The sequence below is a fragment of the Thermomonospora curvata DSM 43183 genome (genome assembly GCF_000024385.1).
In the GTDB taxonomy this organism is placed as follows: domain Bacteria; phylum Actinomycetota; class Actinomycetes; order Streptosporangiales; family Streptosporangiaceae; genus Thermomonospora; species Thermomonospora curvata.
The window spans coordinates 3535708-3561343 of sequence record NC_013510.1; the positions used below are offsets into that span (position 1 = coordinate 3535708).

The 25636-nt window shown below is 71.8% G+C and carries 22 protein-coding genes and 2 riboswitches; of the genes, 8 read left to right on the top strand and 14 right to left on the bottom strand.

Annotated features, from left to right (window positions below; genetic code table 11):
* Positions 1 to 14: 14 nt before the first annotated feature.
* Entirely contained in the window at positions 15 to 782 is a 768-nt protein-coding gene (locus TCUR_RS15035) for a metallophosphoesterase family protein (RefSeq protein WP_012853376.1), read from the bottom strand.
* 269 nt (positions 783 to 1051) lie between these two features.
* Between TCUR_RS15035 and TCUR_RS15040 the strand changes: the two genes are divergently transcribed.
* Complete coding sequence (locus TCUR_RS15040; RefSeq protein ID WP_012853377.1) at positions 1052 to 2869, top strand: AMP-dependent synthetase/ligase; 1818 nt, start codon at positions 1052 to 1054, stop codon at positions 2867 to 2869.
* Between the two features lie 124 nt (positions 2870 to 2993).
* On the opposite strand, the gene TCUR_RS15045 is transcribed toward TCUR_RS15040, so the two are convergent.
* From TCUR_RS15045 to TCUR_RS25040, 5 genes are all read right to left on the bottom strand, one after another.
* Complete coding sequence (locus TCUR_RS15045; RefSeq protein WP_012853378.1) at positions 2994 to 3653, bottom strand: NAD(P)H-binding protein; 660 nt, start codon at positions 3651 to 3653, stop codon at positions 2994 to 2996.
* A gap of 217 nt (positions 3654 to 3870) precedes the next feature.
* Positions 3871 to 5244: a DUF1996 domain-containing protein gene (locus tag TCUR_RS28025; RefSeq protein WP_012853379.1), complete on the bottom strand. Its 1374-nt coding sequence runs from the start codon at positions 5242 to 5244 to the stop codon at positions 3871 to 3873.
* A 21-nt stretch (positions 5245 to 5265) separates the two neighbouring features.
* Positions 5266 to 5850 carry a DUF4142 domain-containing protein gene (locus TCUR_RS15055; protein ID WP_169313032.1) on the bottom strand — a complete coding sequence of 195 codons (585 nt, stop codon included), beginning with the start codon at positions 5848 to 5850 and terminating at the stop codon, positions 5266 to 5268.
* A gap of 558 nt (positions 5851 to 6408) precedes the next feature.
* Positions 6409 to 7131 carry a hypothetical protein gene (locus TCUR_RS15060; protein WP_052305520.1) on the bottom strand — a complete coding sequence of 241 codons (723 nt, stop codon included), beginning with the start codon at positions 7129 to 7131 and terminating at the stop codon, positions 6409 to 6411.
* Positions 7112 to 8347: a M23 family metallopeptidase gene (locus TCUR_RS25040; protein ID WP_169313033.1), complete on the bottom strand. Its 1236-nt coding sequence runs from the start codon at positions 8345 to 8347 to the stop codon at positions 7112 to 7114. The genes TCUR_RS15060 and TCUR_RS25040 overlap by 20 nt, the downstream gene beginning before the upstream one ends.
* An 892-nt stretch (positions 8348 to 9239) precedes the next feature.
* Here TCUR_RS25040 and TCUR_RS26570 point away from each other — a divergent pair.
* Together TCUR_RS26570 and TCUR_RS15070 are read left to right on the top strand one after the other, a co-directional pair.
* On the top strand, positions 9240 to 9506 hold the full coding sequence (locus TCUR_RS26570; protein ID WP_012853383.1) for a hypothetical protein: 267 nt from the start codon (positions 9240 to 9242) through the stop codon (positions 9504 to 9506).
* A gap of 612 nt (positions 9507 to 10118) precedes the next feature.
* Complete coding sequence (locus TCUR_RS15070) at positions 10119 to 10523, top strand: ATP-binding protein (RefSeq protein WP_012853384.1); 405 nt, start codon at positions 10119 to 10121, stop codon at positions 10521 to 10523.
* Between the two features lie 27 nt (positions 10524 to 10550).
* Here TCUR_RS15070 and TCUR_RS15075 read toward each other — a convergent pair whose 3' ends face one another.
* From TCUR_RS15075 to ctaE, 5 genes are all read right to left on the bottom strand, one after another.
* Entirely contained in the window at positions 10551 to 11675 is a 1125-nt protein-coding gene (locus TCUR_RS15075; RefSeq protein WP_012853385.1) for a glycosyltransferase family 4 protein, read from the bottom strand.
* Positions 11676 to 11766: 91 nt separating this feature from the next.
* Positions 11767 to 13428 carry a cytochrome bc1 complex cytochrome b subunit gene (gene qcrB / locus TCUR_RS15080; RefSeq protein ID WP_012853386.1) on the bottom strand — a complete coding sequence of 554 codons (1662 nt, stop codon included), beginning with the start codon at positions 13426 to 13428 and terminating at the stop codon, positions 11767 to 11769.
* Positions 13425 to 14543 (bottom strand): cytochrome bc1 complex Rieske iron-sulfur subunit, encoded by a 1119-nt coding sequence (qcrA, locus tag TCUR_RS15085; RefSeq protein ID WP_012853387.1) that lies wholly within the window; start codon positions 14541 to 14543, stop codon positions 13425 to 13427. The genes qcrB and qcrA overlap by 4 nt, the downstream gene beginning before the upstream one ends.
* Complete coding sequence (gene qcrC / locus TCUR_RS15090) at positions 14540 to 15451, bottom strand: cytochrome bc1 complex diheme cytochrome c subunit (RefSeq protein WP_012853388.1); 912 nt, start codon at positions 15449 to 15451, stop codon at positions 14540 to 14542. The genes qcrA and qcrC overlap by 4 nt, the downstream gene beginning before the upstream one ends.
* A 45-nt stretch (positions 15452 to 15496) precedes the next feature.
* Positions 15497 to 16150, bottom strand: a complete 654-nt coding sequence (gene ctaE, locus TCUR_RS15095) for an aa3-type cytochrome oxidase subunit III (protein WP_012853389.1) — start codon at positions 16148 to 16150, stop codon at positions 15497 to 15499.
* A gap of 81 nt (positions 16151 to 16231) precedes the next feature.
* Between ctaE and TCUR_RS15100 the strand changes: the two genes are divergently transcribed.
* The gene (locus TCUR_RS15100; RefSeq protein WP_052305523.1) at positions 16232 to 16678 is read left to right on the top strand and encodes a response regulator transcription factor; all 447 of its coding nucleotides are present in this window, start codon (positions 16232 to 16234) and stop codon (positions 16676 to 16678) included.
* A gap of 64 nt (positions 16679 to 16742) precedes the next feature.
* A complete protein-coding gene (gene trpD / locus TCUR_RS15105; protein WP_012853391.1) occupies positions 16743 to 17822 on the top strand; it encodes an anthranilate phosphoribosyltransferase in 1080 nt (359 codons plus the stop codon).
* Between the two features lie 128 nt (positions 17823 to 17950).
* Here trpD and TCUR_RS15110 read toward each other — a convergent pair whose 3' ends face one another.
* The 3 genes from TCUR_RS15110 to TCUR_RS15120 form a co-directional block, all read right to left on the bottom strand.
* Positions 17951 to 18235 (bottom strand): Lrp/AsnC family transcriptional regulator, encoded by a 285-nt coding sequence (locus TCUR_RS15110; RefSeq protein WP_012853392.1) that lies wholly within the window; start codon positions 18233 to 18235, stop codon positions 17951 to 17953.
* Positions 18236 to 18306: 71 nt separating this feature from the next.
* Positions 18307 to 19053 carry a rhomboid family intramembrane serine protease gene (locus tag TCUR_RS15115; protein ID WP_012853393.1) on the bottom strand — a complete coding sequence of 249 codons (747 nt, stop codon included), beginning with the start codon at positions 19051 to 19053 and terminating at the stop codon, positions 18307 to 18309.
* Between the two features lie 43 nt (positions 19054 to 19096).
* Positions 19097 to 20884: a DEDD exonuclease domain-containing protein gene (locus TCUR_RS15120; RefSeq protein ID WP_052305524.1), complete on the bottom strand. Its 1788-nt coding sequence runs from the start codon at positions 20882 to 20884 to the stop codon at positions 19097 to 19099.
* Between the two features lie 80 nt (positions 20885 to 20964).
* Between TCUR_RS15120 and TCUR_RS15125 the strand changes: the two genes are divergently transcribed.
* The 3 genes from TCUR_RS15125 to TCUR_RS15135 all read left to right on the top strand — a co-directional run bounded on the left by TCUR_RS15125 (position 20965) and on the right by TCUR_RS15135 (position 25608).
* Positions 20965 to 22419 carry an NYN domain-containing protein gene (locus TCUR_RS15125; RefSeq protein ID WP_012853395.1) on the top strand — a complete coding sequence of 485 codons (1455 nt, stop codon included), beginning with the start codon at positions 20965 to 20967 and terminating at the stop codon, positions 22417 to 22419.
* 155 nt (positions 22420 to 22574) lie between these two features.
* Positions 22575 to 23555, top strand: a complete 981-nt coding sequence (locus TCUR_RS15130) for a C40 family peptidase (RefSeq protein ID WP_245536865.1) — start codon at positions 22575 to 22577, stop codon at positions 23553 to 23555.
* 580 nt (positions 23556 to 24135) lie between these two features.
* Positions 24136 to 24309: riboswitch (cyclic di-AMP (ydaO/yuaA leader) on the top strand.
* Between the two features lie 368 nt (positions 24310 to 24677).
* Positions 24678 to 24827, top strand: a riboswitch (cyclic di-AMP (ydaO/yuaA leader).
* A gap of 10 nt (positions 24828 to 24837) precedes the next feature.
* Positions 24838 to 25608 (top strand): CHAP domain-containing protein, encoded by a 771-nt coding sequence (locus tag TCUR_RS15135; protein WP_245536866.1) that lies wholly within the window; start codon positions 24838 to 24840, stop codon positions 25606 to 25608.
* The last annotated feature ends 28 nt before the right edge of the window (positions 25609 to 25636 follow it).

Consider the following 25636-nt stretch of genomic DNA (forward strand, 5'->3'; position numbering starts at 1 on the left):
CGCGGCCAGTATCGTCACAGCTCCAGCACGTACGGCACGCCGGCGGCGCGGAAGTGGCCCACGTTGACGCACTCGGTACGGCCTATCCGCATCCGCTTTGCCAGCGGCTGGTGCACGTGACCGAACAGCACGTACCGGGGCCGGGTGCGGTGGATGGCCTCCAAGACGGCCTCGCTGCCGCGTTCGAAGCGGCGCGCGACGGTGTCATAGAGCAGGTCGGGGACGGCCGGGGGGATGTGGCAGCACAAGACGTCCACCTCGCCGACGGCGGCCACCTTGGCGGCGTACTCCTCATCGTCGATCTCGTTCGGCGTGCGGTAGACGGTGCGCAGCCCGCCGCCGACGAACCCGAAGCGCAGCCCGCCGATCTCGGCGACCTCCCCGTCCAGCACCCGGTGGCCCTCGCGCAGGTAGTCCCCCCACATCTGGGGGAGGTCGACGTTGCCGTAGGTGAGGTAGGCCGGGCTCGGCATGGCCTCGAAGAGGGCGGCGTACTGGCGGCGCACCGCCCGTTCGATGTGCGGCCAGGCCCCGCCCTCCAGCGAATCCCACAGTCTGCGGGAGAACTCGCGGGCCTCCGCAAAGCGCTTCTCGGTGCGCAGCGCGATGAAGCGGTCGGCGTTCTCCTGGCCGAACAGCTCGGCGAAGATGCCCTGCCCGTGGTCCGCGTAGTCGATGAACAAGATGAGGTCGCCCAGGCAGATGAAGACGTCCGCGCCCTCGCCGGCCCGCCTGAGCGCGTCCACGTTGCCGTGGACATCGCTCACCACATGGATCCGCATGCACCGACAATAAGCCTCTTTGTCCGATCCGGCCGGGCATGACGTCCGTGTCACGCCCGGATCGGGCGCCTCCCGCCCGGCCCGGGGCGCGCCCGCCGGGGCACCGCGCGAACAGCCGCGCGACCAGGGCGCATAACCTGGAGCACGGGCATGTAACACGATTGTGAACCCGTCTCGCCCACCGATGGCTACCCACGAGTAGGACGAAGCGGTAGCGTCCACATTCAAGTTCCGCCCAGATTGTTACCGTTCTCAATAGAGGAGTGACCGTGCGCGAGTTCAGCGCCCCCTTGATGGTGGAGGTGCCCGAATCCACCAACCTGACCGACGCGCTCTTCTCCCGCGCCCGCAGCAACCCCGGTCAGGTCGTGCTCCGCCGCAAGTCCGGCGACTCCTGGAGTCCGGTCACCGCCTCCCAGTTCGTCGCCGAGGTCTCCGGTGCGGCCAAAGGCCTCATCGCCGCCGGCATCGAGCCCGGCGACCGGGTGGCCCTGCTGTCGCGCACCCGCTATGAGTGGACGCTGCTGGACTATGCGATCTGGGCGGTCGGCGCCGTCACCGTCCCCATCTATGAGACCTCCTCCGCCGAGCAGATCGAGTGGATCGTCACCGACTCCGGCGCCAAGGCATTGATCATCGAGACCGCCGAGCACGCGGCCCGGGTCGATGAGATCGCCGACAAGCCGGCGCATCTGAAGCACGTGTGGCGCATCGACGACGGCGCCGTGGCCGCGCTGACCAAGCTGGGCGCCGAGGTCTCCGACGAGACGCTGGAGGAGCGCCGCACCGGCCGCACCGGGGCCGACCTGGCCACCCTCATCTACACCTCCGGCACCACCGGGCGGCCCAAGGGCTGCGAGCTCAGCCACGGCAACTTCGTGGTGACCACCCGCAACGCCATCAAGGGCGCGCTCAGCGAGGTCGCCATGGAGGGCTCCTCCACGCTGCTGTTCCTGCCGCTGGCGCACGTGTTCGCCCGGCTGATCCAGGTGGCCTGCATCGAGTCGGGGATCGTGCTGGGCCACAGCGACATCCCCAACCTGCTGCCCGACCTGGCCTCCTTCAAGCCGACCTTCCTGCTGGCGGTGCCGCGGGTGTTCGAGAAGGTCTACAACGGCGCCGAGCAGAAGGCCATCGCCGGCGGCAAGGGCAAGATCTTCAAGGCCGCGGCCGACACCGCCATCGCCTACAGCAAGGCGCTGGACGCCCCCGGCGGGCCGGGCCTGGGCCTCAAGCTCAAGCGCAAGGTGTTCGACCTGCTGGTCTACCGCAAGCTGCGGGAGGCGGTCGGCGGCCAGGTCAAGTACGCCGTCTCCGGCGGCGCGGCCCTCGGCGAGCGGCTGGGGCACTTCTTCCGCGGCGTCGGCATCGTGATCCTGGAGGGCTACGGCCTGACCGAGACCACCGCCCCGGTCAGCGTCAACCGGCCCAGCGCGCTGCGCGTCGGCACGGTCGGCCAGCCGGTCCCCGGCGTCACCGTCCGGATCGCCGACGACGGGGAGATCCTCGTCAAGGGCGTCAACGTGATGCAGGGCTACTGGGCCAACGAGACGGCCACCAAGGAGGCCATCGAGGACGGCTGGTTCCACACCGGCGACATCGGCACCATGGACGCCGACGGCTTCTTGAAGATCACCGGCCGCAAGAAGGAGATCCTGGTGACCGCGGGCGGCAAGAACGTGGCGCCCGCCCCGCTGGAGGACCGGCTGCGCGCCCACCCGCTGATCAGCCAGTGCGTGGTGATCGGCGACGGCCGCAAGTTCATCAGCGCCCTGATCACCCTCGACAACGAGGCCCTCGGCCCGTGGGCGCAGGCCCACGGCAAGCCCGCGGACATGACCATCGAGCAGCTCCGGCAGGACCCGGACGTGCGCGCCGCCATCGACGCGGCGGTGGCCGAGGCCAACAAGAGCGTCAGCCGGGCCGAGTCGATCCGCAAGTACCGGATCCTGGATGTGGACTTCAGCGAGGCCAGCGGGCACCTGACCCCCTCGCTGAAGGTCAAGCGGGACCGGGTGATCAAGGACTTCGCCGCCGAGATCGAGGCCATCTACAGCGAGGACGACGCCGAGGCGAACAAGTCCTGACGCTCCTTCGGAAAGCCGCACTGAACGCGCCGCCCCGCTCTCAAGCCGGGCGGCGCGTTCCGTTCGGCCCGCAACCGGTGACGGCGCGCGCCCGAGCGCCTTTCCCCCGTCCCGTGCAGACGGGCTAGGCGGCCAGGGCGGCCACGGCCTCTTCGATCGGGGTGGTGCCGTTGACCAGTTCGAGGGTGCGGCGGCGCACCGCCGGGGCGTGCAGCAGCGCGGCCAGCACGGCGGCCACGTCGTCGCGGGTCACCTCGGCGCGGCCCACCTCCGGCTCGGCCAGCGTGACCAGGCCGGTGCCGGGAGCGTCGGTGAGCCTGCCGGGCCGCAGGATCAGCCAGTCCAGGTCGCGGGCGCGCAGGTCGGCCTCGGCCCGGCCCTTGGCCGTGATGTAGGCGGCCCAGACCTCATCGCTGCCGGGCCGCGGCAGGCGGTCCGCGCCCATCGCGGAGATCTGCAGGAAGCGGCGCACCCCGGTGCGTTCGGCGGCGTCGGCCAGCAGCACCGAGGCCGCGCGGTCCACGGTGTCCTTGCGGGCGGCGCCGCTGCCGGGGCCGGCTCCGGCGGCGAAGACGGCCGCGTCGGCGCCCTCCAGGTGGGCGGCGACCTCTTCCACCGAGACGCGCTCCAGGTCGCACACCTGAGGCCGGGCACCGGCCCGGCGGACGTCCTCGGCGTGATCGGGGTTGCGGATGAGGCCCGTCACCCGGACGTCCTGCGCGGCCAGCAGCCTGGCCAGCCGCAGCGCGATCTTCCCATGGCCCCCGGCGATCACAACGTGCATACACCGATCCTATGAAGCGGGACGGCCCGCCCTCGGCCACCCGGCGACGGCCGGCAAGGGGGCGGGGCCGGGGAGCGGTGCCGTGACCGCCGAACCCGCCGTAGTCCGTCCGGTCACGGCCGCGGCTCCCCGGCCCCGCGCCGGCACGACCGGGAAGGGTGCGCCAAGGGACGGGTCTTCCTTGCCTCCCGGTCGTGTGCCTGAGGGCGCGGCCGCTTCAGCAGTTGCGGCCGTTGTTGATGCAGGTGACCGCAAAGCGCATCAGGTTGTCGGGCATGACGTTGGCGAAGTCGGCGTGGTCGGTGATCGGGGCGTGCAGCTGCTCGGGGAAGCTGTCGAGCGCGAACGCCTGTGCCCGGCCCGGCAGCCGGTAGGTCAGTGTGATCCGCAGCTGGGGCACCGCCCGCGTGCCGGCCGGGCAGGCGCCCGAGGCGTCGGGGAAGACGATGTGGGTGCGGTGGTCGGCGCTGTCGGTGTTGCGCCCGTCCCAGCAGCTGGGGAAGTCCAAGATCCGCACCAGGCGGCTGCCGCGCGGGCACAAGGGGTATTTGTCGGTCACGATCCGGTCGGTGAAACCGGTGCAGGTCCACTGGGCCCGGGCGTTGGCGGTGCCGTTGGTGGCGGCCTTGGCGTCCCCGGTGATGACGCGCAAGAACCTTGGCATCGCGGTGACCTTGCTGCGCGGGTTGCCGCGGAACTGCAGCGACACCGAAGAGGGCACCACGATCCGGCCGATGTTGCCATCGGCGGCGCTCTGGTCGTTCTGGTTGCGGTCGGCGTCGCTGCGCAGCCGCATCACCGGCCAAAAGTAGGTGGACCTGTCGCCGCGGGCGCAGGTGGTGCCGGCGGCCGCCAGGCTCTCATTGGTGGAGAACCCGTCGGTGGACAGGTTGCCCACATAGTCGTGGGTGTGGTGGGCGCCGTTGACCACCCCGGGCGCGACGATGAAGTTATCGGAGTTGTAGTGACCGTTCTCGTTGCGTCCGCAACGAGAGGTGAACGTGCCGGTGGAACCTCCGCGCGAGGGACGCACCCGCCGGACGTTGGGCTGCACGCTGCGGATGTCGATGAAGTCCTCGGCGCGCGGCCCCTCCGGCGGCCGCCCCGCGCCGGCGTCCTGTCCCTGATCCTGCCCCGCGCCCTGCCCCTGGCCGGCATCGCCGCCCTGCCCGGCTCCCTGCTCCTGGCCGGCGTCGCCCTCCTGCCCTGCGCCCTGATCCTGGCCGAGGCCGTCGTCCTGGCCGTCGCCCTGGTCCAGCCCTTGGTCTTGGTCTTGGCCAGGGTCCTGCTGGGAGGGGTCCTGACCCTGCCCGGCGTCCCGGCCCGCATCACCGGGCTGCTCCGGGGCGGGGCTCTGCTCCTCCTGCGGCGCCTGCCCACGACCGCGGCCGTGGTCACCCGGCCCCGCCGCCCGCTGCAGGTGCGCGCCGTGTCCGCCCAGGTCGGCCTCCTGCGTTCCGTCTCCCCAGGGGTCCGGCGCGGGAGGCCGTGTCAAAGTGGCCGCGGCCATGGCGCCGGCGGGCATCTGCGCCGCCACCGCGACCAGGGCCAGCGCGGGCACCAGCAGGGCCGTGCCTTTCGTGCGTCGCATGAAGCTCTCCTCGGTACGGGATCAGGAAGCAACTGCCGAGTAATCCACCAGGCCGGTGCTCTCCAGGTAGGTCATGTGCCGGAGCACGGCGGCGTTGGCCCGGGCGGAGAAGTCGCGCACCAAGCTGTTTTGCGTGTTGGCGCGGACCTTGGCGATGAGGGAGAAGACCTTGCCGTGCGCGGCGCGCAGCCGGTACACGAAGTGCCGGTCGTACTCCTCGCCCGAGAGCGCCGACAGCTCGGCCATCCACTGCTTTTGATCGCGGTTCGGCTCGCTGGGCAGCACCACGTCCAGCTGCTGGGCCACCTGGCGCACGTCCTGGTCGAGTTCCAGATGCTCGGTGGCGATCTTGCCGCCGATCTCCTTGACCTTCGGGCTGGCCGCCCGCTGCTGCGCCTGCTGCCCGGACGGCGCCTCCCACAGCCCGGCCCGCCGCACGCTCACGAGCAGCTCCCGGTCCTGGTCGCTCAGCGGTCCCCAGCGGGTCTGCACCGTCCCGGAGGACACCCCGGTCAGGGAGTCCCCGTCCAGGGGAGTGCCCGGCGGGCTCAGCACCATGAACAACGCGGCCCCCGCGGCCACCACCGCGACCGCCAGGAACACCATCTCCGCGGGCCGTCCGAGTCCTCTCCCACCACGGCGACGGCTCCTCGTGCGGTTCAGGAACCCCATGCTGCCGCCCTCCATCCTCTGCTTCCGGTCTTCCTTTCCTGCGGTGCCGTCATGGCCGCGTGCGCCCGTTGCCGGGTCGTCAGCTAATACGCGGCGCGGCGGCTACGCGTTCACGAAATCCGCCGGATCGGCAGAAAAAATCGCGGGCCGGGTTCCCACCCGGTCCCGCGCACCCGGAATTCCCCAGAGCCGTCCGGGACGGCTCCAGGAAAACTCACGATTTCCGAAATGTTCCGGCAGGGCCGCCCGCCCCGGACGCCACGGCCGCCAAGCCCTTTTCAGCGCACCGTTCCCGCAGGCCGAGACGGTGCCATGACCTGCAACGCCATGTCCTCGAACACCGGCGGGGCCCGCATCAGGCCCCAAGACCAGGCCCGGAAAATCCCACTGAGCGAACCTTTCATAAACACCACTCCCCCGAGCGGAACGGGAGTGTCACAACCGGGAAAGGGCTCCCGTTCCCAGACCCCGGTACCAGACGCACGAAAAGGTTCAGTTGAGCGCGTCCTGACGCTGCTGGGAGACGACCGGCCGGCCGGTGACCACCGCCGTGGGAACGGTGTCCGGGGCGCCGCGCGGCACCGAACGCGGCTTGACCGCCAGGAACAGCCGGGTGATGGCCGCCAGCGCCACCGCCATGACGCACAACAGGTAGCTCAGCACGACCCACCGGTCGGCCGACCGGCCCGCCGTGAGCCCGTGGGTGATGGCGATCGGCCAGGCCGCGTACGCGCAGATGTGCAGGGTCCGCCACAGCCAGGGCCGGGCGGCGGTGGCGAACCGGGGCCGCAGCAGGCCCGTGATGATCACTATCAGGAACAGCTCGAAGGCGATCGTGCCCAGCCCGATCGGCTCGGCGAAGGGCACCACGATCTGGATCGGCTCGGCCTGCCCGGCCAGCACCTTGACCATGATGTGCGAGATCAGGCAGGTGATGCCGACCAGCGAGGCGGCACGGTGCACCGCCTGGGCGAGCACCCGGTGCCCGATGTGCAGGATCATCCGCTCGGTGGCCACCACCCCGCTGACCACCGCCGCGGTCAGGGAGAGGAGGGCGAACACCCCGACGTAGAACGACAGGAAACTCTGCACCTGGGCGGCCGCGGCGGCGCCGGGCGGGGTGGCCACTCCCACCAGCACCGCCAACGCGCCGAAGGCCATGAGGCGCAGCGCCCACGGCGGCAGCAGGGGCCGGTCACTGTTGCTGCTCTCCACTGGCATCACTCTCCTGGTTGTCCGGGGAAGATTCGTCCTGCCGGCCTGTTCCGGGACGGTCGGACGGGTCGGGTTCGGGCGTGACGTCCGGCCGCGGCTCCTCCTTGGGGGCGGCGGGAGGCGGGGGCTGGGGGCCGAAGTTGCGCAGCAGCCCGCCCGGCAGGACCTGCAGCGGGCCGCGCTCGGCCCAGCCGACCAGCGGGCTGGCCTGCTCCCGGAAGGTCCACCCGCCCAGCGTCACGCCCTCCAGCGGCAGGTCGTCGTTGCCGCTGCGCAGCCCGAACTGCACCTGGGGCCGGTCGACCGGTGCGCCCCCGCACGGCCGGTCGGTGCCGATCCTCCCCAGCGGCGTGCCCCGGGCCACGGCGCCGCCATCGGGGATCTTGGGAATGCCGGTCAGGTTGTAGTAGGTGGTGGCCCGGCCGTCGGGATGGATCACCATCACCATGCCGCCGCCGTCCCGGGTGGCGCAGAGCCGGTAGAAGCGTCCCGGGCCGGCGGCCAGCACCCGGCCGTCGCCGCCCCGGAAGGCCACCAGGCCCAGCGGCCGGGCCGGCCGGCCGGTCGCCGGGGCGGCGGTCATCAGCCAGCTCTGGCCGATCCGCCACGGCAGCATCAGCCGCGTGGGCGCGGCCGGCCGGGCTGCGCCGGCGCTGAAGCGGGCCAGCGCCCGCCGCTCCCCGGGCGGCATCAGCTGCGCCGGCGCCCTGGCCAGCAGCGCGTCGAACTCCGCGGTGCCCGACAGCGCGATCTGCCAGCGGCCCGCCGTCCGCTGCGCCACATACAGCGCGGCCTGCGGCATCGCCTCGCGGTCCTCGGGGACGGGGATCACCGTGCTGCCGAGCGCCCAGGTGCGGTCTGGGCTGAAGCGGATCACCCCGGTCAGCGGCGCGCCTTTGCCGCCGGACTCCCCGCCATAGGAACGCCGGGCGTCCGGGCCGCGCAGCCGCAGAGCCAGCTCGTTGACCTGGTCGCTGAGGTCCTGTTCGGCGGGGCGGGCCGGGCGCTGGGAGCGCGAGGCGTCCGGGCGGGGCCGCGCCGCGGCCGAACCCTTGCCGCGCTCGGCCGCCGCGGCGCTGGAGGCGCCGACGAACTCGCCGGTCAGCAGGCTGCTCTCCCACGCGGCCAAGGTCGCCAGGCCGACTGCGAAGACCACGGCGATCGACGCGGCCGTCAGCCCGTCGGCCGACCGGCGCGGGTAGCGGGGCGGGCGCACCGGTACCGCCGGGCGTCCCTCCGGCCCGTGACGGCCCCTGCCGGCCCGTCTGCGGCCGGTCCGCGTCCCGGCCGAGACGTTCCGGCGGGCCGGCTCGTCCCGGGCGAAGGCCGTGCGCGCATCGAATCCCGGCCGGACGCCCGGCCGGTATCCGCCCGCGAAGGAGGCGGTCCGGAGCCGAGCCGAGCGGCCTGCCACGACGTCGGCGTCCACCCGCGCGTCCCGCCCGCCATAGGGCCCCCCTGGAGGATCGTCCGCCCGGACGCGGGCAAAGACCGGCGGATCGGCCGGCGGGCGGCGCTCGCTCCACCACGGCTCCCGCGGCCGCGCAGCAGGGGGCGGCTCGGGCCGAGGCGAGACGCCGCCGGCGCGTCCGGCGGAATGCCTCCCGCGGCCGGCGCGCCGCGACCCCGCCCGCCGGGCGGCACGCCTGGACGAACGGCCCGGGTGCTCCCAGAACTCCCGGTACGGATCCTCTGGGTCCGGGGACGAGCGTCGTGCCATTCCCTCTCCTTATGGAGCGAGGTGGAGACGGCGAACGACGAACTGACCCCGCTGCTGTTCCCTGAGGTGTTCCGCTGAGGCGTGCGCCCACGGCGCCTGTCACTGGACGCTACCTGAGCCCGCTCTCACCGGCAACGCCCTGACACTTCCGGAGCATACGCCCTCAAAGCCGCCGGGATGGCGAAGAGGCACAACAAACTTCCCCTGAATCGCTTTGACGACCCAACCCTTTCGGTAATGCCTCAGTTACGCCCATCGCACCGGAAGTGGATGCCTTAGCCCTGGCTCAGCTTTTCCTTAAGAGAGGCATAAGAAGGACGCACCGGGCCGCCTGCTCGCCTAACGTCCCTGGTGCGGCCGGTCACCCGGCATCACCGAGGAGGAAGGCATGGGTTCGCTCTCCCGACGGCTGCACGTGCGTTCTCCTCGGTACGACCTGCCGCAGCGTCGAGCCGCGTCCGGCACCCCCGTCCACGCCCACCTGAAATCCGGCCAGGCGGTCGCCACCCAGCCAGCGCCCATCCTCCAGACTCCCCCACCCCGGGCGCAGTCCGCCGATGTGAACCGGATCCCCCGCACGGAACGGGCGGCGTGGAACCCCGGCCTTCGGGGGTGCCGGCGCGGCTCCGGCCGCCTGCCGGGCCCGATCCCCTGATGGAGCGGGCATCGGGCTCTCCCCCAGCCGGCTCCGCGCCTCCATCGACGCGCAACCGAGCAGACCGAAGCCCTCCCAGCGGGCCGGAGAGGCCGCTCGTCCCTCGGCGGACAGGCGGGGCTCGCCTGCCGTCATCCGGTGACCTTTCCCCCGTGCCTCAAGGAGGCCGGGACAAAAGTCCCGCCGGCGCCCGGCACTCCGAGATCCCCACTGTGACCTGCGAAGAGGGCGTGTCGGGAAATGCTCATCGCAGTCGGGCCGAGCCGGCTGAAACTCTTTGAAAGGGCGGTAATAAAGAGCCACCGGAACCGTCATAGTGGAATCCAGAGCGCCATGGCGAGTTCTGCATTCCGTACATCGCGGGACAGCTTCGGCCTCTTCCGCGCAAGTCAGACGGCGAGCCGTGCGGCGGCTGCGTCCACCTTGTGAGACAACGGCGCCCCGGTATGCGGCGGGCGGTCCCGACACGTCCGGAACAGAATTCCCGAGCACCGCGACGAAAGCACTTCGAAAGCGTATCGTTACGCTCAGTTGCGGCACGGCGGTGCGGCGCCGTGCCGGGATCCGATGACGGCGGCTCCGGAAACCGACCGGCGCTGGAGGGACGGGACCGTGGCGAACGAGCGGGTTCACCGCAGAGCCTTCAAGGGAGAACCGGCGGAACTCGCCAAGGTGCGCAGCTTCGCCACGGCGGCGCTGCGCGGCTGTTCCGTCCTGGACGACGCCGTGCTCCTCATCGACGAGGTCACCGCCAACGCCATCGTCCACACCCGCTCGGCGACCATCGAGGTGGCGCTGCGCCATGTGGGGGACGTGGTGCGCGGCGAGGTCCACGACGCCGGCTCCGACACCGTCCCGGCCCCCCGGCCCGACTCCGACGGCGAAAGCGGCCGCGGCCTGCTCATCGTGGACCTGCTCGCCAAGCAGTGGGGGACCCGCCGCACGGCCGCGGGCAGGCTGGTGTGGTTCGAGCTGCACGACCCGGGCTGCGCCATCCGATCGACCGCCTCCACCTAGCCGGGCGCCCCGCGGGGACGATGCGGCTCAGGCGAGCAGCTCGCCCAGGCGCGCGGCCTGGACCTCCCAGCGCCACTCGCGTTCCACCCAGGCCCGGCCCTGCTCGCCCATCTTGCGGGCCCGTTCGGGGTCGGCCAGCAGGTCGCCGACCGCCTCGGCCACGGCGGGCACCGAACGGCCGTCGACCACCACGCCGGTCTCGCCGTCCAGCACCGCATCCGGGGCGCCGCCGGAGTTCCCCGCCACCACCGGCAGCCCGGTGGCCGACGCCTCCAGGTAGACGATGCCCAGCCCTTCGACGTCCAGGCCGCGCCGCCGCGTCCGGCACGGCATCGCGAACACATCGCCGGCGTCGTAGTGGGCGGGCAGCTCCTCCCAGGGGACACTGCCGGTGAAGACCACCGAGCCGGCCACGCCGCACCGTTCGGCCAGCCGCTGCAGTTCCGGCCGGTAGGGGCCTCCGCCGACCAGCAGCAGCGCCGCCTCCGGCACCCGGCGCAGCACCGCCGGCCAGGCGCGGATCAACGTGTCCTGGCCCTTGCGCGGCACCAGCCGGGACACGCACACCGCCACCGGCCGGTCGGCCAGCCCGTACCGGCGGCGGATGTCGGCGCCGCCGGCCCCCCGGTGGAACAGCCGCTCGTCCACCCCGGGCGCCAGGCGCGCCATCCGGGCGGCGGCTTGCGGCGACAGCGCCGCGGCCAGCCGGGAGCGGGTGTAGCCCCCCAGGTAGGTCAGCACGTCCAGGTCGTCGCCGATGCGGCGCAGCAGCCGCCGCGCCACCGGCAGCGCCGCCCACCCGGCCTCGTGCCCGTGGGTGATCCCGACCAGCCGCCCGGCGCCGCGGCGCCGCAGCGCCGCGGCCAGCAACCCGAGGGGGGCGGCGGCGCCGAACAGCACCGAGTCGCACCCTTCCGAGCGCAGCAGCTGCTCGGCCCGGCGCAGCACCGACGGCTCCGGCAGCATCAGCGAGGTGGGATGCCGCACCACCGGGAACGGCTGGGCGGCGTCGAAGGCCGCCGCGCCTTTCCACGAGGGCGCGTACACCACCACCGAACCCGGGGGGCGGCGCAGCACGAGATTGTGCACGAACGTCTGGATCCCACCGGGACGGGGCGGGAAGTCATTGGTCACCACCAAAGTCTTGGTCATCGCGTGCCCAGCATCCCATGAACGCAAGAGCCCGCCACCGGGTGCCGGTGGCGGGCTCTTGACGATGCGGTGACGGCCGTCGGCCGGCCTTTCAGCGGGTCAGCTCCTTGTGGCCGCTTCCCTCGACGCCCTCGCTCTTGGCCCCCTCGACCTCGTGGTGGTCGCCGTGGTCCTCCACGGGGATGTCGTCGAGAGCCCAGGAGCGGTGCAGCCGGGCGCGCAGGTGCCCCAGGGGGCCCTTGGCGCCGGGGGCGGGAATGCCGTCCTTTTCGGCCGGAGGCAGGGAGATGGTCTTGTTCTCCTTGCTGAGGATGACCGCGCGCTCCTCCTCCGTGGGCGGCTCGTGCTTCTCGCTGAAGCCGCCCTCGGGCGACATGACGATGATTCCCGACTCGACGCCGTGGTGCATGGTGGCGGCGTCCTTGCGCTGCAGACCCAGGCAGATCCGCTTGGTGATGATGAAGGCCAGCACCGGGCCGACGAAGATCGCCACGCGGAAGAACCACGTGGTGGCGAACAGCGACACGTGGAACCGCTCGGCGATCACGTCGTTGGCGCCGGCCAGCCACAGCAGGCCGTAGAAGGTGACGCCGGCCATGCCCACACCGGTGCGGATCGGGGCGTTGCGCGGACGCTCCACCAGGTGGTGGTGACGGTGGTCACCGGTGATCCACCGCTCGATGAACGGCCACAGCGCCGCGCCGGTGAAGATCAGACCGATCGGCACCACGCCGGGGATCAGCACGTTCCAGCTGATGGTGTGGCCGAAGGCGGTGGTCTCCCAGCCCGGCATCAGCCGCAGCGAGCCTTCCAGCAGACCCATGTAGAAGTCCGGCTGGGAGGCCGAGGAGATGGCGCCCGGGTCATACGGCCCGTAGTTCCAGATCGGGTTGATCTGGGCGAAGGTCGCCAGCAGGGCGATGACCCCGAAGGTGAACAGGAAGTAGGCGCCGGTCTTGGCCATGAACACCGGGTAGAACGGGTAGCCCACGACGTTGTCGTTGGTGCGCCCCGGGCCGGGCATCTGGGTGTGCTTCTGATGCCACATGATCATCATGTGCGCCGTGATCAGCGCCAGGATGATGCCGGGGATCAGCAGCACGTGCATGGTGTACAGCCGCGGGATGAGCTCGCCGCGGTCACCGTGCGGGAACTCGCCGCCGAACAGGAACATGTAGATGTAGGTGCCGACCAGCGGGACGGCCTCGGCCACACCCTGGGTGATCCGCAGGCCGGTGCCCGACAGCAGGTCGTCCGGCAGCGAGTAGCCGAACATGCCCTCCACCATGCCGAGGGTGAACAGGCCCAGGCCGATCAGCCAGTTCAGCTCACGCGGCTTGCGGTAGGCGCCGGTGAAGAACACCCGCAGCATGTGGGCCATGATCGCGACCATGAACAGGATCGCGGCCCAGTGGTGGATCTGCCGCATGAGCAGGCCGCCGCGCACATCGAAGCTGATGTGCAGCGCGGAGGCGTACGCCTCCGACATGGGCACGCCCTGCAGCTTGGTGTAGGAGCCCTCGTACACCACCTCGTGCATGCTCGGCTGGAACCACAGCGTCAGGAAGGTTCCGCTGAGCAGCAGGATGACGAACGAGTACAGGGCGATCTCGCCCAGCATGAACGACCAGTGGTCCGGGAAGACCTTCTTCATATTGCGCTTGAAGAAGGTCGTCGAACCAAGCCGGTCGTCGAGGAAGTTCAGCGGGCCCGCCACAGCCTTGGGGGCCGCGCCGGGGGTTGGCGTGCTCATCCGCGCTCCCAGAAGCTCGGACCGACGGGCTCGGGGAAGTCGTCGGTGGCGATCAGGTACCCCTCATCGTCCACCGACAGCGGCAGCTGCGGCAGCGGCCGGGCCGCCGGGCCGAAGACGACCTTGGCGCCGTCGGTGGCGTCGAAGGTGGACTGGTGGCACGGGCACAGGATGCGGTGGGTGGTCTGCTCGTACAGGGCCGCCGGGCAGCCCACGTGCGTGCAGATCTTCGAGTAGGCCACGATCCCGTTGACGTGCCAGTTCTCGCGCCCCTTGACCGGCTTGAACTTCTCCGGGGGCACGTTGATGAGAATGGTGACCGCCTTGGCGGCCTCGTTCATGTGGTGCTCGGACTCGGAGATGCCCTCCGGCAGCACCGTGATCATCGAGCCGGGAGTGGCGAAGTCGCTGGCCCGCAGCGGACGCGGGTTCTTGGTCCCGTCGTCGATCACGATGCGGGCGCCCTTGCGGCCCTGTGCCTTGGCCTTGCGGACCGCCTCGCCCCAGAAGGTGTGACGCAGCCGCTTCTCCGGCAGCGGACCCAGGTCGCGCAGCAACACCAGCGGAGCCAGTCCGAGCGGGGCCGCCGCCAGCAGCAGGGTGCGGCGCAGCAGCGGCCGCTTGGTGAGCCCGCTGTCGGCGGCGCCGGCCACGAACTCGGCCTCGAACTCGGCCCGGGTCTTTTCGTCGGAGGGCAGCTCCTCGCGCTGCTGGACGATCTGCTTGCTGGTCATCAGCCGGCGCACCCAGATGGTGACGCCGATGGCCATCGACAGCATCGCCACCGTCATGGTGGTGCCCAGGGCGTAGTTGGACGCCCGGGTGTCGGCCAGGCCGTGCATGCCGTCGGGGCCCTGCTGCCCGCTCCACACGTAGGCGGCGATGAAGCCGACGCTGGCGAGCGCGGCCAGCAGGAAGAACAGCGCCACGATGCGCTCGGCGCGCTTGGCCGAGGCCTCGTCGAGCTCCTCGCCGGCCCCCTGGGGGGCGGGATCGTCGGCGACCAGCAGCCGGCCGCTCTGCTCGGGAGTGCCGATCACGCGCTTGGGCGACTGCTCGCGGGCGGCGTCGCCGGACTCCATGGGCTCGTTCGAGCCGGTGTTGTTGTCGCTCATGACTTCTTCAGCTTCTTGGGCTTCTTGGCGGTCAGCCACATCGCCGCCAGGACCAGCATCGACAAGCCGACCAGCCAGCCGGTCAGACCCTCGGACACCGGGCCGATCCGGCCCAGCCCGTTGCCGCCGGGGTTGGGCTCTTCACGGGTCTTCACCACGTAGGCGATGATCGCCCGCTTCTGCTCGGGGGTGAGCGTGGTGTCGTTGAACACCGGCATCGCCTGCGGCCCGGTCAGCATCGCCTCATAGATCTGGGTGGGCGTGACATCGTCGCTGTCCAGCGGCGGGGCGTACTTGCCGCCGGTCAGCGCACCGCCGGCGCCGACGAAGTTGTGGCACTGGGCGCAGTTGGTGCGGAACAGCTTGCCGCCCAACGCGACGTCGCCCTTGTCAGGGTCGACCATCTCCGCGCTGGGGATCTCGGGACCGCCGCCCAGAGACTGGATGTAGTTGGCCAGGTCCGACAGGTTCTTTTGGGCCTGGGCCTTCTGCCGCTCGGCCTTGGCACGCTCCTCGGGGTCGTGCTGGTCGGTCGGGATGTTGGTGTTGAACTCCGGAATGGGCGGCTTGCGCGGCATCTGGGCGCCGGGGTTCGCCGCGGGCATACGGCCCGTGGAGACCTGGAAGTCAACCGAGGCGGCGCCGACACCGATCAGGCTGGGCGCCAGCGACCTGCCCTCGGCGTCCTTGGTGCCCTCGCCGTTGAGGCCGTGGCAGCTGGCGCAGTTCTTGTTGTACAGATCCCGGCCGTTGGCCAGATCCGCGGCGGCCTGGGAAGCGTTGGCCGCCTCGGCGCGGTCGATACGCGGCGAGAAACCGGCGTAGAGGGCGCCGATCGCCGCCAGGGCCGCCAGCACGACGGCGTAGCCCGCCCACGGGCGCCGTCGCCATGCGGTGAACCTTTTCACGGATATCCCCGTTCGGGTCGGTCGATTGGAAGTCGGACAGGGGGCTTAGAGGTCGAGCAGGTAGATCACGCCGAACAGGCCGATCCAGACCACATCGACGAAGTGCCAGTAGTACGACACGACGATCGCGCTGGTCGCCTGCTCATGGGTCCAGCGCTTGGCGGCGTAGGTGCGGCCGAGCACGAACAGGAAGGCGATGAGCCCACCGGTCACGTGCAGCCCGTGGAACCCGGTGGTCAGGTAGAACACCGAGCCGTAGGGCGAGGACGACAGGGTCAGGCCGTCGTGGTTGACCAGCTGGTAGTACTCGTACAGCTGGCCGGCCACGAAGTACGCGCCCATCAAGAACGTCAGCACGTACCACTCGCGAAGCCCCCACCGGGCGACGTTGAACAAGGAGCCGTCCCGGCCGACCTTGCCGGCCTCGGCCTTGAACACGCCCATCTGGCAGGTCACCGAGGACAGCACCAGGATGGTGGTGTTGAAGGACGACAACGGCAGGTTGAGTTCGGCGCCGGGCCACGGCCCTCCCTGGCCGATGATCACCGAGCGGATGGTGAAGAACATCGCGAACAACGCCGCGAAGAACATCAGCTCGGACGACAGCCAAACGATCGTCCCCACGCTGACCAGGTTGGGACGGTTGGTCCGAGCGTGCGGAGTTGCTTTTATCGCGGATGCTGTTGCCACGGGCAGCATTATTGCCCCACCCAACCAAGGTCTGACGCATGACCCCCGGTTAGGGGTTCCCGCAGCAGCAGAACCGGTAGCCTTACCGCCATGAGCACCTCCCCGTCCGGGGCCGATGCGCCAGAGCGCGAGGCCCCCATGAAGGTCCTGGTCTACAGCGACGACGCCGCCACCCGCGAGCAGGTGCGGTTGGCGATCGGTCGGCGGCCGGCCGCCGACCTGCCCCCGGTGGAGTTCGTGGAGATCGCCACTCAGCCGGCCGTGGTGGCGCGGCTGGACGCCGGCGACATCGACGTGGCGGTGGTGGACGGCGAGGCGCAGCCGGCCGGCGGGCTGGGGGTCTGCCGGCAGGCCAAGGACGAGGTCTACGACTGCCCGCCGTTCGTGGCGATCATCGCGCGCCGCGACGACGGGTGGCTGGCGACCTGGTCGCGGGCCGACGCCGTGGTGAGCCAGCCGCTGGATCCGATGGCGCTGGCCCAGGCGGTGGCCGACCAGTTGCGGCGGCGCCGGGCCTCCCGGCTGCCGGTCCGCTAGTAGTCCCCGGGGACGCGGCCGCGTCCCCGCCGCCTCTTCGTTCCGGACACTGCTTGGGGAATCCATGGACGCGCGTACGACGTGGCCCGCACTGCTGAACGCCCTGATCGACGGCGAGTCGCTGTCGAGCGAGGAGACCGCCTGGGCGATGAACCAGATCATGGCGGGCGAGGCCACCGACGTGCAGATCGCCGGGTTCGCGGTGGCGCTGCGGGCCAAGGGCGAGACGGTGGCCGAGGTGGCCGGGCTGGCCGAGGGGATGCTCGCCAACGCCACCCGCATCCGGGTGGAGGCCCCCGAGGGGGCCCGCACCGCCGACCTGGTGGGCACCGGCGGGGACCGGGCGCGCACCGTCAACTTCTCCACGATGGCCTCGATGGTCGCCGCCGCCGCCGGGGTGCGCATCGTCAAGCACGGCAACCGCGCCGCCACCTCCTCCAGCGGCTCGGCGGACGTGCTGGAGGCGCTGGGCGTGGCGATCGACCTGTCGCCGCAGGACACCGTCCGCGTGGCCGAGGAGGTCGGCATCACCTTCTGTTTCGCGCCGCTGTACCACCCGGCGCTCAAGCACGCCGCCAAGGCGCGCGGCGAGCTGGGCACCCCGACGGTGTTCAACTTCCTGGGCCCGCTGACCAACCCGGCCCAGCCCAAGGCCGCGGCAGTGGGCGTGTTCCACCCGCGGATGGCCGGGGTGATCGCCGGGGTGTTCGCCGAGCGCGGCGCCTCGGCGCTGGTGTTCCGCGGCGACGACGGGCTGGATGAGCTGACCACCACCGGCACCTCGTCGGTGTGGGTGGTGCGCGAGGGCAGCGCCGAGCAGGTCACCTTCGACCCGGCCGAGCTGGGGCTGCCGCGCGCCACCGCCGAGCAGCTGCGCGGCGCCGACGCCGCGCACAACGCGAAGGTGGCGCGGGACCTGCTGGCCGGTGAACGCGGCCCGGTGCGGGACATGACGCTGCTGAACGCCGCCGCGGTGATGGTCGCGGCCGAGGGGGCCCCGCCGGCGGACCGGCTGACCGAGGCGCTGCGAGACGCCTACCGGCGGGCTGCCGAGGCGGTGGACTCCGGCGCGGCCGCCGCGCTGCTGGACCGCTGGGTCCGCGTCTCCCAGTCGCTGAAGTCCCAGGGGGCCGCCGGGCGGTGACGTTCTTCGGCTCCGCCCGCGGGCGGGCGGAGCCCGCTCCTTTCTATAAAGGCGTATCTCGCAGGGAGCGGGACGGCCGGTTTCACGGCCGTCCCGCTCCCTGCGGTGGTCTTCAGCCCGCTTAGGGGTCAGCCCTCGGGAAGGCCCAAGGCGAAGGCCGCCTCCAGGTCGTGCCGGGAGTAGGTCTCGAAGGCGATGTGGGTCTCGGTGTCGCGGATGCCGGGCACCTTGTTGAGACGTCCGGGGATGATCTCGGCCAGCTGCTCGTGCTCGCGCACCCGCACCATCGCGATCAGGTCGTACTCGCCGGTAATGGAGTAGACCTCGCTGACCCCTTCCAGAGCGGCGATCTCCTCGGCCACCTCCGGGATGCGGGCGACGTCGGTCTTGATCAGCACGATCGCGGTGATCACTACCCCTCCTGATCTCACCTGGTCCGGTGGCACCCTATCGGGATCGCCGAGCAGGGCCGGACGGCCCCCGGCTACTCCCTGGCCAGCGCCACCGCGCGCCGGGTGGGACCGGCCCGCCGCGCCATCAGCGCGAACAGCATGCCCGCCACGAAGCCATAGATGTGCGCGACGTAGGCCACGTTGCTGCTCTCATCGCCCAGCGAGAGCCACTGCAGCACGAACCACAGCCCCAGCAGCACCCAGGCGGGCAGCCGGCTGATGATCACCGGCGGGACGTAGCTGACGATGCGGCCCCGGGGGTTGAGGATCAGGTAGGCGCCCAGCACGCCCGCGATGGCGCCCGAGGCGCCGATCAGCGGGGTGGTGGAGCTCGGCGTGGTGAAGGCGTAGCCGTAGACGGCCGCCAGCCCGAACAGCAGGTAGGCCAGCAGGTAGCGGGCTCTGCCGAAGCGGTCCTCCACTCCGGCGCCCAGCACGAACAGCATCACCACGTTGCCCATCAGGTGCAGCCAGTCGGCGTGCAGGAACATCGAGGTGAACGCCGACACCCAGGGCACCTTCTCGTACGGCTCCACCGGGCACGGGCCGACCCGCTCGGGAGGGGGCTGCTGCTCGCCGCTGACCAGCTCCTTGGGGATCGCGCCGTGTTCGAGGGTGAACTCCACGGCGTTGCACTCGCGGACACGGCCCTCCCCGTAGGAGGCGGCGAAGTTGGCCATCGGGGTGAAGAGGAAGACCACGATGTTGACGGCCACCAGCAGGTAGGTGACCACCGGTGCACGCCGGGCGGGCTGGCTGTCGTACAGAGGCACTGCCACCGCGTCACCCCCGGCCCTTCTTCACCACCCGGATCCGTCTCGTTCACCTTAGTGGGCGGCCGCCCCGGCGGAATCCGTCCTCGGGTTCGAGCGGGGCGTAGGCGCGCTCCAGCCACGCGCGCAGGCCCTCGGCGCCGTGCACCGGGCTGCTCCAGGTGCCCTCCAGCTCCACCAGCCGGGTGCCCGGACCCTCCAGCCAGCGCAGCACGCATTCCACCTCTTCGGGGATGGCCCCGCCCACCGGGCCGGGACCGGGGATGACGGTCTCGGCGGTGGCGACCGCCGCCTCCACATGGGGCCAGGGCGAGGCGCCCTGGGGGACCGTCCCGGCGGCGGCGAGCCTGCCGTGCCGCACCACGGCCAGCTCCCAGCCGCCGCCGAAGGCGGGCCGGGCGGCCACCAGCTGGGGGCAGCGGGCCAGCGCGGCCAGCCGCTGGCCCCGGGCCGCCGCCCGCACGAACGCCGCCAGCCGGTCGCGCTGGGCCGCCGCCTCCTCATAGCGCAGCTGCACGGCGAGCCGGTCGATGCGCACCCGGGCCGCGGCCACCACGGGCCGCACGTCGCCCTCCATGATGCTGCGGGCCGTCTCCACATGCCGCAGGTAGACGTCGGCGGACTGGCGGCCCTCGCACGGCGCCCCGCAGCGGCCGATCTGGCCGAGCGCGCAGGTGCGGGCCCGGCCGTGGGCGATCAGGCGGGGCGTCAGGCGCTGGGTGCACTGGCGCAGCGGCACCGCCTCGTGCAGCGCGGCCCTGGCCTCCTCGGCCTGCCGGAGCGAGCCGAACGGCCCCAGGTAGACGGCCTGCTCGTCGCGGCAGTCGCGGACGATCGACAGGCGGGGGAAGGTCTCGCCGACGGTCAGCTTCAGCCACAGCGTCCGTTCGGGGAACTTCGAGCGGCGGTTGTAGCGGGGTTTGTGCTCGGCGATCAGGCGCAGTTCGCGGACCTCGGCCTCCAGCGCGGTGGCGCACACGATCGGCCGGACGCGCTCGGCCAGGCCCACCATCTCGCGGATCCGGCGGCGGGTCTCGGAGGCGGTGAAGTAGGAGCGCACCCGGGCGCGCAGGTCGTTGCTTTTGCCCACGTACAGCACTTCGCCGCGGGCGTCTTCGAACAGGTAGACGCCGGGGGCGCTGGGCATGCCGTCGGCCAGGTGCCGTTTGCGCCGCTGTTCGGGGGTGGGGGTCTTGGCGAAGGCCCGCAGCTCCTCCAGCGAGTGCACCCCGTAGGAGCCGAGCCGCTCGATCAGCCCGTGCAGCACGTCCACGGTGGCCCTGGCGTCGGCGAGCGCGCGGTGGCACGGCTCGGTGCCGGTGCGGAAGTAGCGGGCCAGCGTGGCCAGCTTGCAGTTGGGCACCTCCTCGCGGGTGAGCACGCGGCGGGCCAGGTCGGCGGTGTCGACCACGGGGAAGGCGGGCCAAGGATGGTCATGGGCCGTGCAGGCCGCGCGCAGGAAGCCGATGTCGAAGGGGGCGTTGTGGGCCACCAGCACGCAGCCGCGGGCGAACTCCAAGAAGGCCGGCAGCACCGCCGACATCGGCGGCGCGTTCGTCACCATCTGCTGGGTGATGCCGGTCAGCGCCGTGATGAACGGCGGGATCGGCACGCCGGGATCGACCAGGGTGGCGAACTCCCCCAGCCGCTCGCCGCCGCGCACCTTCACCGCGCCGACCTCGGTGATCGCCGAGTCGGCCGGTGAGCCGCCGGTGGTCTCCAGGTCCACCACCACGAAGGTGACGTCCACCAGCGGCGTGCCGAGGTCGTCGAGGGTGCCCTGGACTCCCCGGGCACCCGGGCCGGTGGGCGGCTCGGCGGCGCCTGTGGACGTCATGGGCCGTACCGTAGTCCAGAACGCCGACATTTCAGTCGGGTCACCTCCCGCCCGCCACCGCGGCGGTGGCTCTAGGGTGGATGCGTACGCTTGTGCGTTTGCGATCAGCCGACGCGTGGAAGGTCGGGAAGAACCCGGTATGCGCGCCGGATCGCAATCGGGAGCCTGGGAGGAGCACGATCATCGACAGCGGCCCGGAAACCCCCGAGGTCTCCCAGAGGGCGCCGGAACGGCTCGACGGCCCGCTGCCGGAGGCGGTGCGCCAGCGGGTCGTGGAGGCCGCTGCGGAGCTGCTCGGGACGCTGGCGACGGAGGAGATCCCGGCCTCGCTGCGGCCGTTCGCCCGGTGGGAGCGCCGCCACCGGGCCAAACGCGCCGGCCGGCACATCGCCCCCGTCCTGGAACAGGACCCGGTGTTCCGGGAGAAGGCCGCCGGGCCGCTGCGGGCGGCCGAACCGGAACTGGTCGAGGCGGTGGCCTCGGGCACGGTCCCGCCGGCCGCCGACCCGGTGACCGTGGCCGCCGTGGCCTACCTGCTGCGCCCGCCCGGCTGGCCCCGCCTGGTGGAGACGGCCCGCCGGGAACTGGAACGGTCCGCCAGCGCCGCCGAGGACGCCGCCTACGAGCGCCGGATCGCCGCGCTGCAGCGGGAGCTGGCCGAGGCCCGCGCCGGACGGGCCGGTGAGCTGGAGCGGCTGCGCGCCGAGCTGCGCAAGGCCAAGGCGGAGATCTCCGAGCTGCGCCGCAAGCTGCACGAAGAGCGCGCCGCCGTCAAGGCCGCCCGGCAGCGGGCCGAGTCGCTGGCCGCCGAGCTGGAGCAGCAGCGCGCCGCGGCCCGGGAGGCCGGCGCCGCCGCCGACAAGGAGCTGCGCCGGCTGCGCTCGAAGCTGGCGCAGGCCGAGGCCGCCCACGAAAGCAGCCGCCGGGCCGCCCGGGAGGGCCGCAACGTCGACGACGTGCGGCTGCGGATGCTGCTGGACACCCTGGTCGACGCCGCCTTGGGGGTGCGCCGGGAGCTGGCCCTGCCCTCCACGATCGGCCGCCCGGCCGACTCGGTGGGCTCGGTGGAGCCCGAGCTGCTGGCCCACCGGGCGCTGCCCGGCCGGTCGCTGTCGGACCAGGACCCCAAGCTGCTGGACCGGCTGCTCACCCTGCCGCAGGTGCACCTGATCGTCGACGGCTACAACGTCACCAAGACCGGATATGGGGATCTGCCGCTGGCCGACCAGCGCAACCGGCTGGTCAGCGGGCTGGGCGGGCTGGCGGCGCAGACCGGCGCGGAGGTGACGTGCGTGTTCGACGGGGCCGAGCTGGACGCCCCGGTGAAGATGGCCGCCCCGCGCGGGGTGCGGGTGTGCTTCAGCGCGCCGGGGCAGACCGCCGATGAGCTGATCGGCGAGCTGGTGCGGGCCGAGCCGCCGGGCCGCCCGGTGATCGTGGTCTCCTCCGACCGGGAGGTCGCCGACGCCGCCCGCCGCGCCGAGGCCCGCCCGGCGTCCGCCGCGCTGCTGCTGCGCCGCCTCGGCCGGGGCTGAACCGCCCTTTCCGGGGCACACATGGTGATCATGTGACAACCGGGCGTGGAAACTACTGAAATGCCCTGACAAGAACATACGAATCGGTTGTGACAGGTGTTGCGTCTCGCTAGTGTCTGCGCCGGAGAGGGTGGAGAGAGGGGCGTAACACGACTGTGGCCAGTGAAAAGACCCGCAGGTTCTTGGCGACGACCTGCCTTGCCGTAGCGGCGACGGTGGCGGCTCCCGTCACCGCGTACGCCGACCCCACTCCCTCGGCCTCTGAAGTGCAAAAGAAGATCGACCGCCTCAACGAGCAGGTCGATCAGCTGGTGGAGAAGTACAACCAGGTCAGGGAGGACCTGAAGGCGGCCAAGGCCAAGCTCAAGGCCGCCAAGAAGGCCGCCGCCGCCGAGCAGGAGGACTTCGAGAAGACCCGCGCCAAGATCGCCGAGATGGCGGCGACCGCCTACAAGACCGGCGAGCTGGGCGATGTGACCCGCTTCGTGGGCACCGGGGACCCCCAGAAGGTGCTCGACCAGACGGCGATCTTCACTCACCTGTCCCGCAACCGCAGCGCGGAGCTGAGGTCCTTCCTGGCCGCCGCGCAGCGGCTCAAGCGCCAGCAGGCCCAGGCCCAGGAGGCCTACGACGAGGTCCTGCGCCGCTCCAAGGAGCTCAAGGCGCAGAAGGAGAAGGTCGAAAAGTCCATCGCCCAGCAGCAGGCGCTGCTGCGCCGGATCGGCGTGACCCCCGAGCGTCCCGGCAGCGGCGGGGGCGGCACCTACCAGGGTCCGGCCAGCGGGCCGGCCCGCGTGGCGCTGCAGTTCGCCTACGCCCAGCTCGGCAAGCCGTACCAGTACGGCGCCGCGGGGCCGAACGCCTACGACTGCTCGGGGCTGACGATGCGCTCCTGGGGCGCCGCCGGGGTGAGCCTGCCGCGCACCACCTACTCGCAGTACAGCGCCACCAGGCGGGTCGCCAAGAGCGACCTGCAGCCGGGTGACCTGGTGTTCTTCAGCGGCCTGGGGCACGTGGGCATCTACGTCGGCAACGGCCAGATGATCCACGCTCCGCGTACCGGCAAGAACGTGGAGGTGGTGTCCATCACCTCCGGCTACTACGCCGCCAACTACTACGGCGCAGGCCGTCCCTGAGACGCCGAAACGCCGACCGGCGGCCTGATCCGGCCTCATGCGGGCCGGGTCGGGCCGCCGTCTCGTCTTTACCCGCAGCCGGTGTGACGGACGTCATTTTCCCGCCGCTCCCCCACGCTCTGGAGGCATCCGGCCAAGGCCCGCAAAAGCCTTGCCGCACGGGGGATCCGGGGCGCCGCGCCCCGGGACCGGCACGCGCCCTCGGCGGCCCGGCCGCCGGGGAATCCCCAGACCGGGGAATGAATCCTCCCTAACCTGGGTTTTGCCTACGTACAACTTGAAGCGGGCATCCGCTGGGGACACGTGACCTGTCTCGCGTCCGTTTTGCGGATGATTTGCCTTCGAGTTGACGTTTGATACGTTGGTTCGGACAGCGGCGCCCCCCATGCGTCGCACCGGCGGCGACGTTCCCCAGACGCCGCCCCGTGCATTGCCGGCGCGGCCGCCCGGCGCGCACCGCACATGCCGCGGGCGCCGGAGGTCCCGATGCGGACCGGCCGCCCGAGCCGCAACAACCAGGTACTCAGTAAGTCAGCGCCGCATATCTGCGGCCCGCCGAGTCCTTTCGCCTCCGATCTGAGCGTTCCGGCCGCCCGAACGGCCGGGCGGGGGAGGCGAGGGAGCCGGGGACCCACCTTTCCCGGGGTGAATCGGCGCATCCCCCACCGGATCCCGTCCAGGGGACGGATGTGCCGTAGGGCGACTTCCAGCCCGAACCCGTCAGCTAACCCGGTAGGCGTCTGGAAGAAGGAGTGACCTCTGTTCAGCATCGCTGTCAGCAGCATCACCCGTAGCGCCAGGCTCACCGGCGGCGCGATCGTCGGTGCACTGACGCTGGCGCCCGTCCTGGTTCTGGGCACCGCGACCCCGGCCCAGGCCCCCGCCGTGCCGCACGCCGCCGGGCAGGAGCACACCGTCTCCTGGCAGGAGCACGACCGGCACCCGGCCCCCGTGAAGGCCGACACCGTTCACCGCGCCCTCAGGCGTTGAGCCCGGCGGTGCCCACAGGGCACCGCGCCCGCTGAGGGCCGCAGATCTCATCCCAGCGGCGCCCGGCCGCGATGCCGCGCCGCTTCCCTTCCCAAGAATTCCCTTTCCATTGCCCAGACGGACGTCCGTCCACGACGTCCGCCGCCGAGTCCGCATGCCTTCCCAGGGCGCGGAGCCGGGGACCCACCGCATTTCCCGGGGTGAATCGGCCGCAGCAGGCCGTAGGGCGACTTCCAGCCCGAACCCGTCAGCTAACCCGGTAGGCGGCTTGGAAGCAGAGGAGCACATGCTCGTGGCAGGCAAGCACCACATCACCCGCCTCACCCGCACCCTCCAGTCCCGCAAGAGCACCGTCGCCAGCGCCCTGGTCGCCGGTGCGGTGGCCACCACCGCGCTGGGCGTGGCCGCCCAGGCGCCGGCGCAGGCCGCCGTGGGCGCCGCCGCCCCGATCACCACCCTCGCCGAGAGCGGCAAGGCGGCCAAGTCGCTGGCCGGCGGGACCGGCACGGTGAGCAGCGCGCACGCCGCGGTGTACAAGGCCCCCGCCAAAAAGCACGGCGGCAAGAAGGCCGTGACCGCCGGCGAGGTGATCGAGGTGGCCGAGTCCCAGCTGGGCCTCACCGAGGACGCCAAGGGCGAGAGCAAGTTCGGCAAGTGGTACGCCTCCACCCCGCACGCCAAGCGGACCCTCCAGCGCGACGGCGGCGGCAGCGACCCCAAGGTCTACAAGTCCGCCCCCTGGTGCGCGATGTTCGTGACCTGGGTCGGTGAGCAGGTCGGCACCGATGAGCTGGGCGCGGACGCCTACACCGTCACCCACGCCAAGTCCTTCAAGGACAAGGGCCGCTGGGGCACCAAGCCCAAGCCCGGCGCGGTGGTGTTCTTCGACTGGGCCGGCGGCAAGAGCATCGGCGGCATCGACCACGTGGGCCTGGTCGCCGAGGTGCTCGACAACGGCAAGATCAAGACCGTGGAGGGCAACATCTCCAACGCCGTCGTCTCCAAGGTCCGCACCCCCGACACCATCGTCGGCTACGGGTACCCCGACTACGCCGCCGAGTGATCTGCCGGCGGCCGCCCCGTCCGGGCAC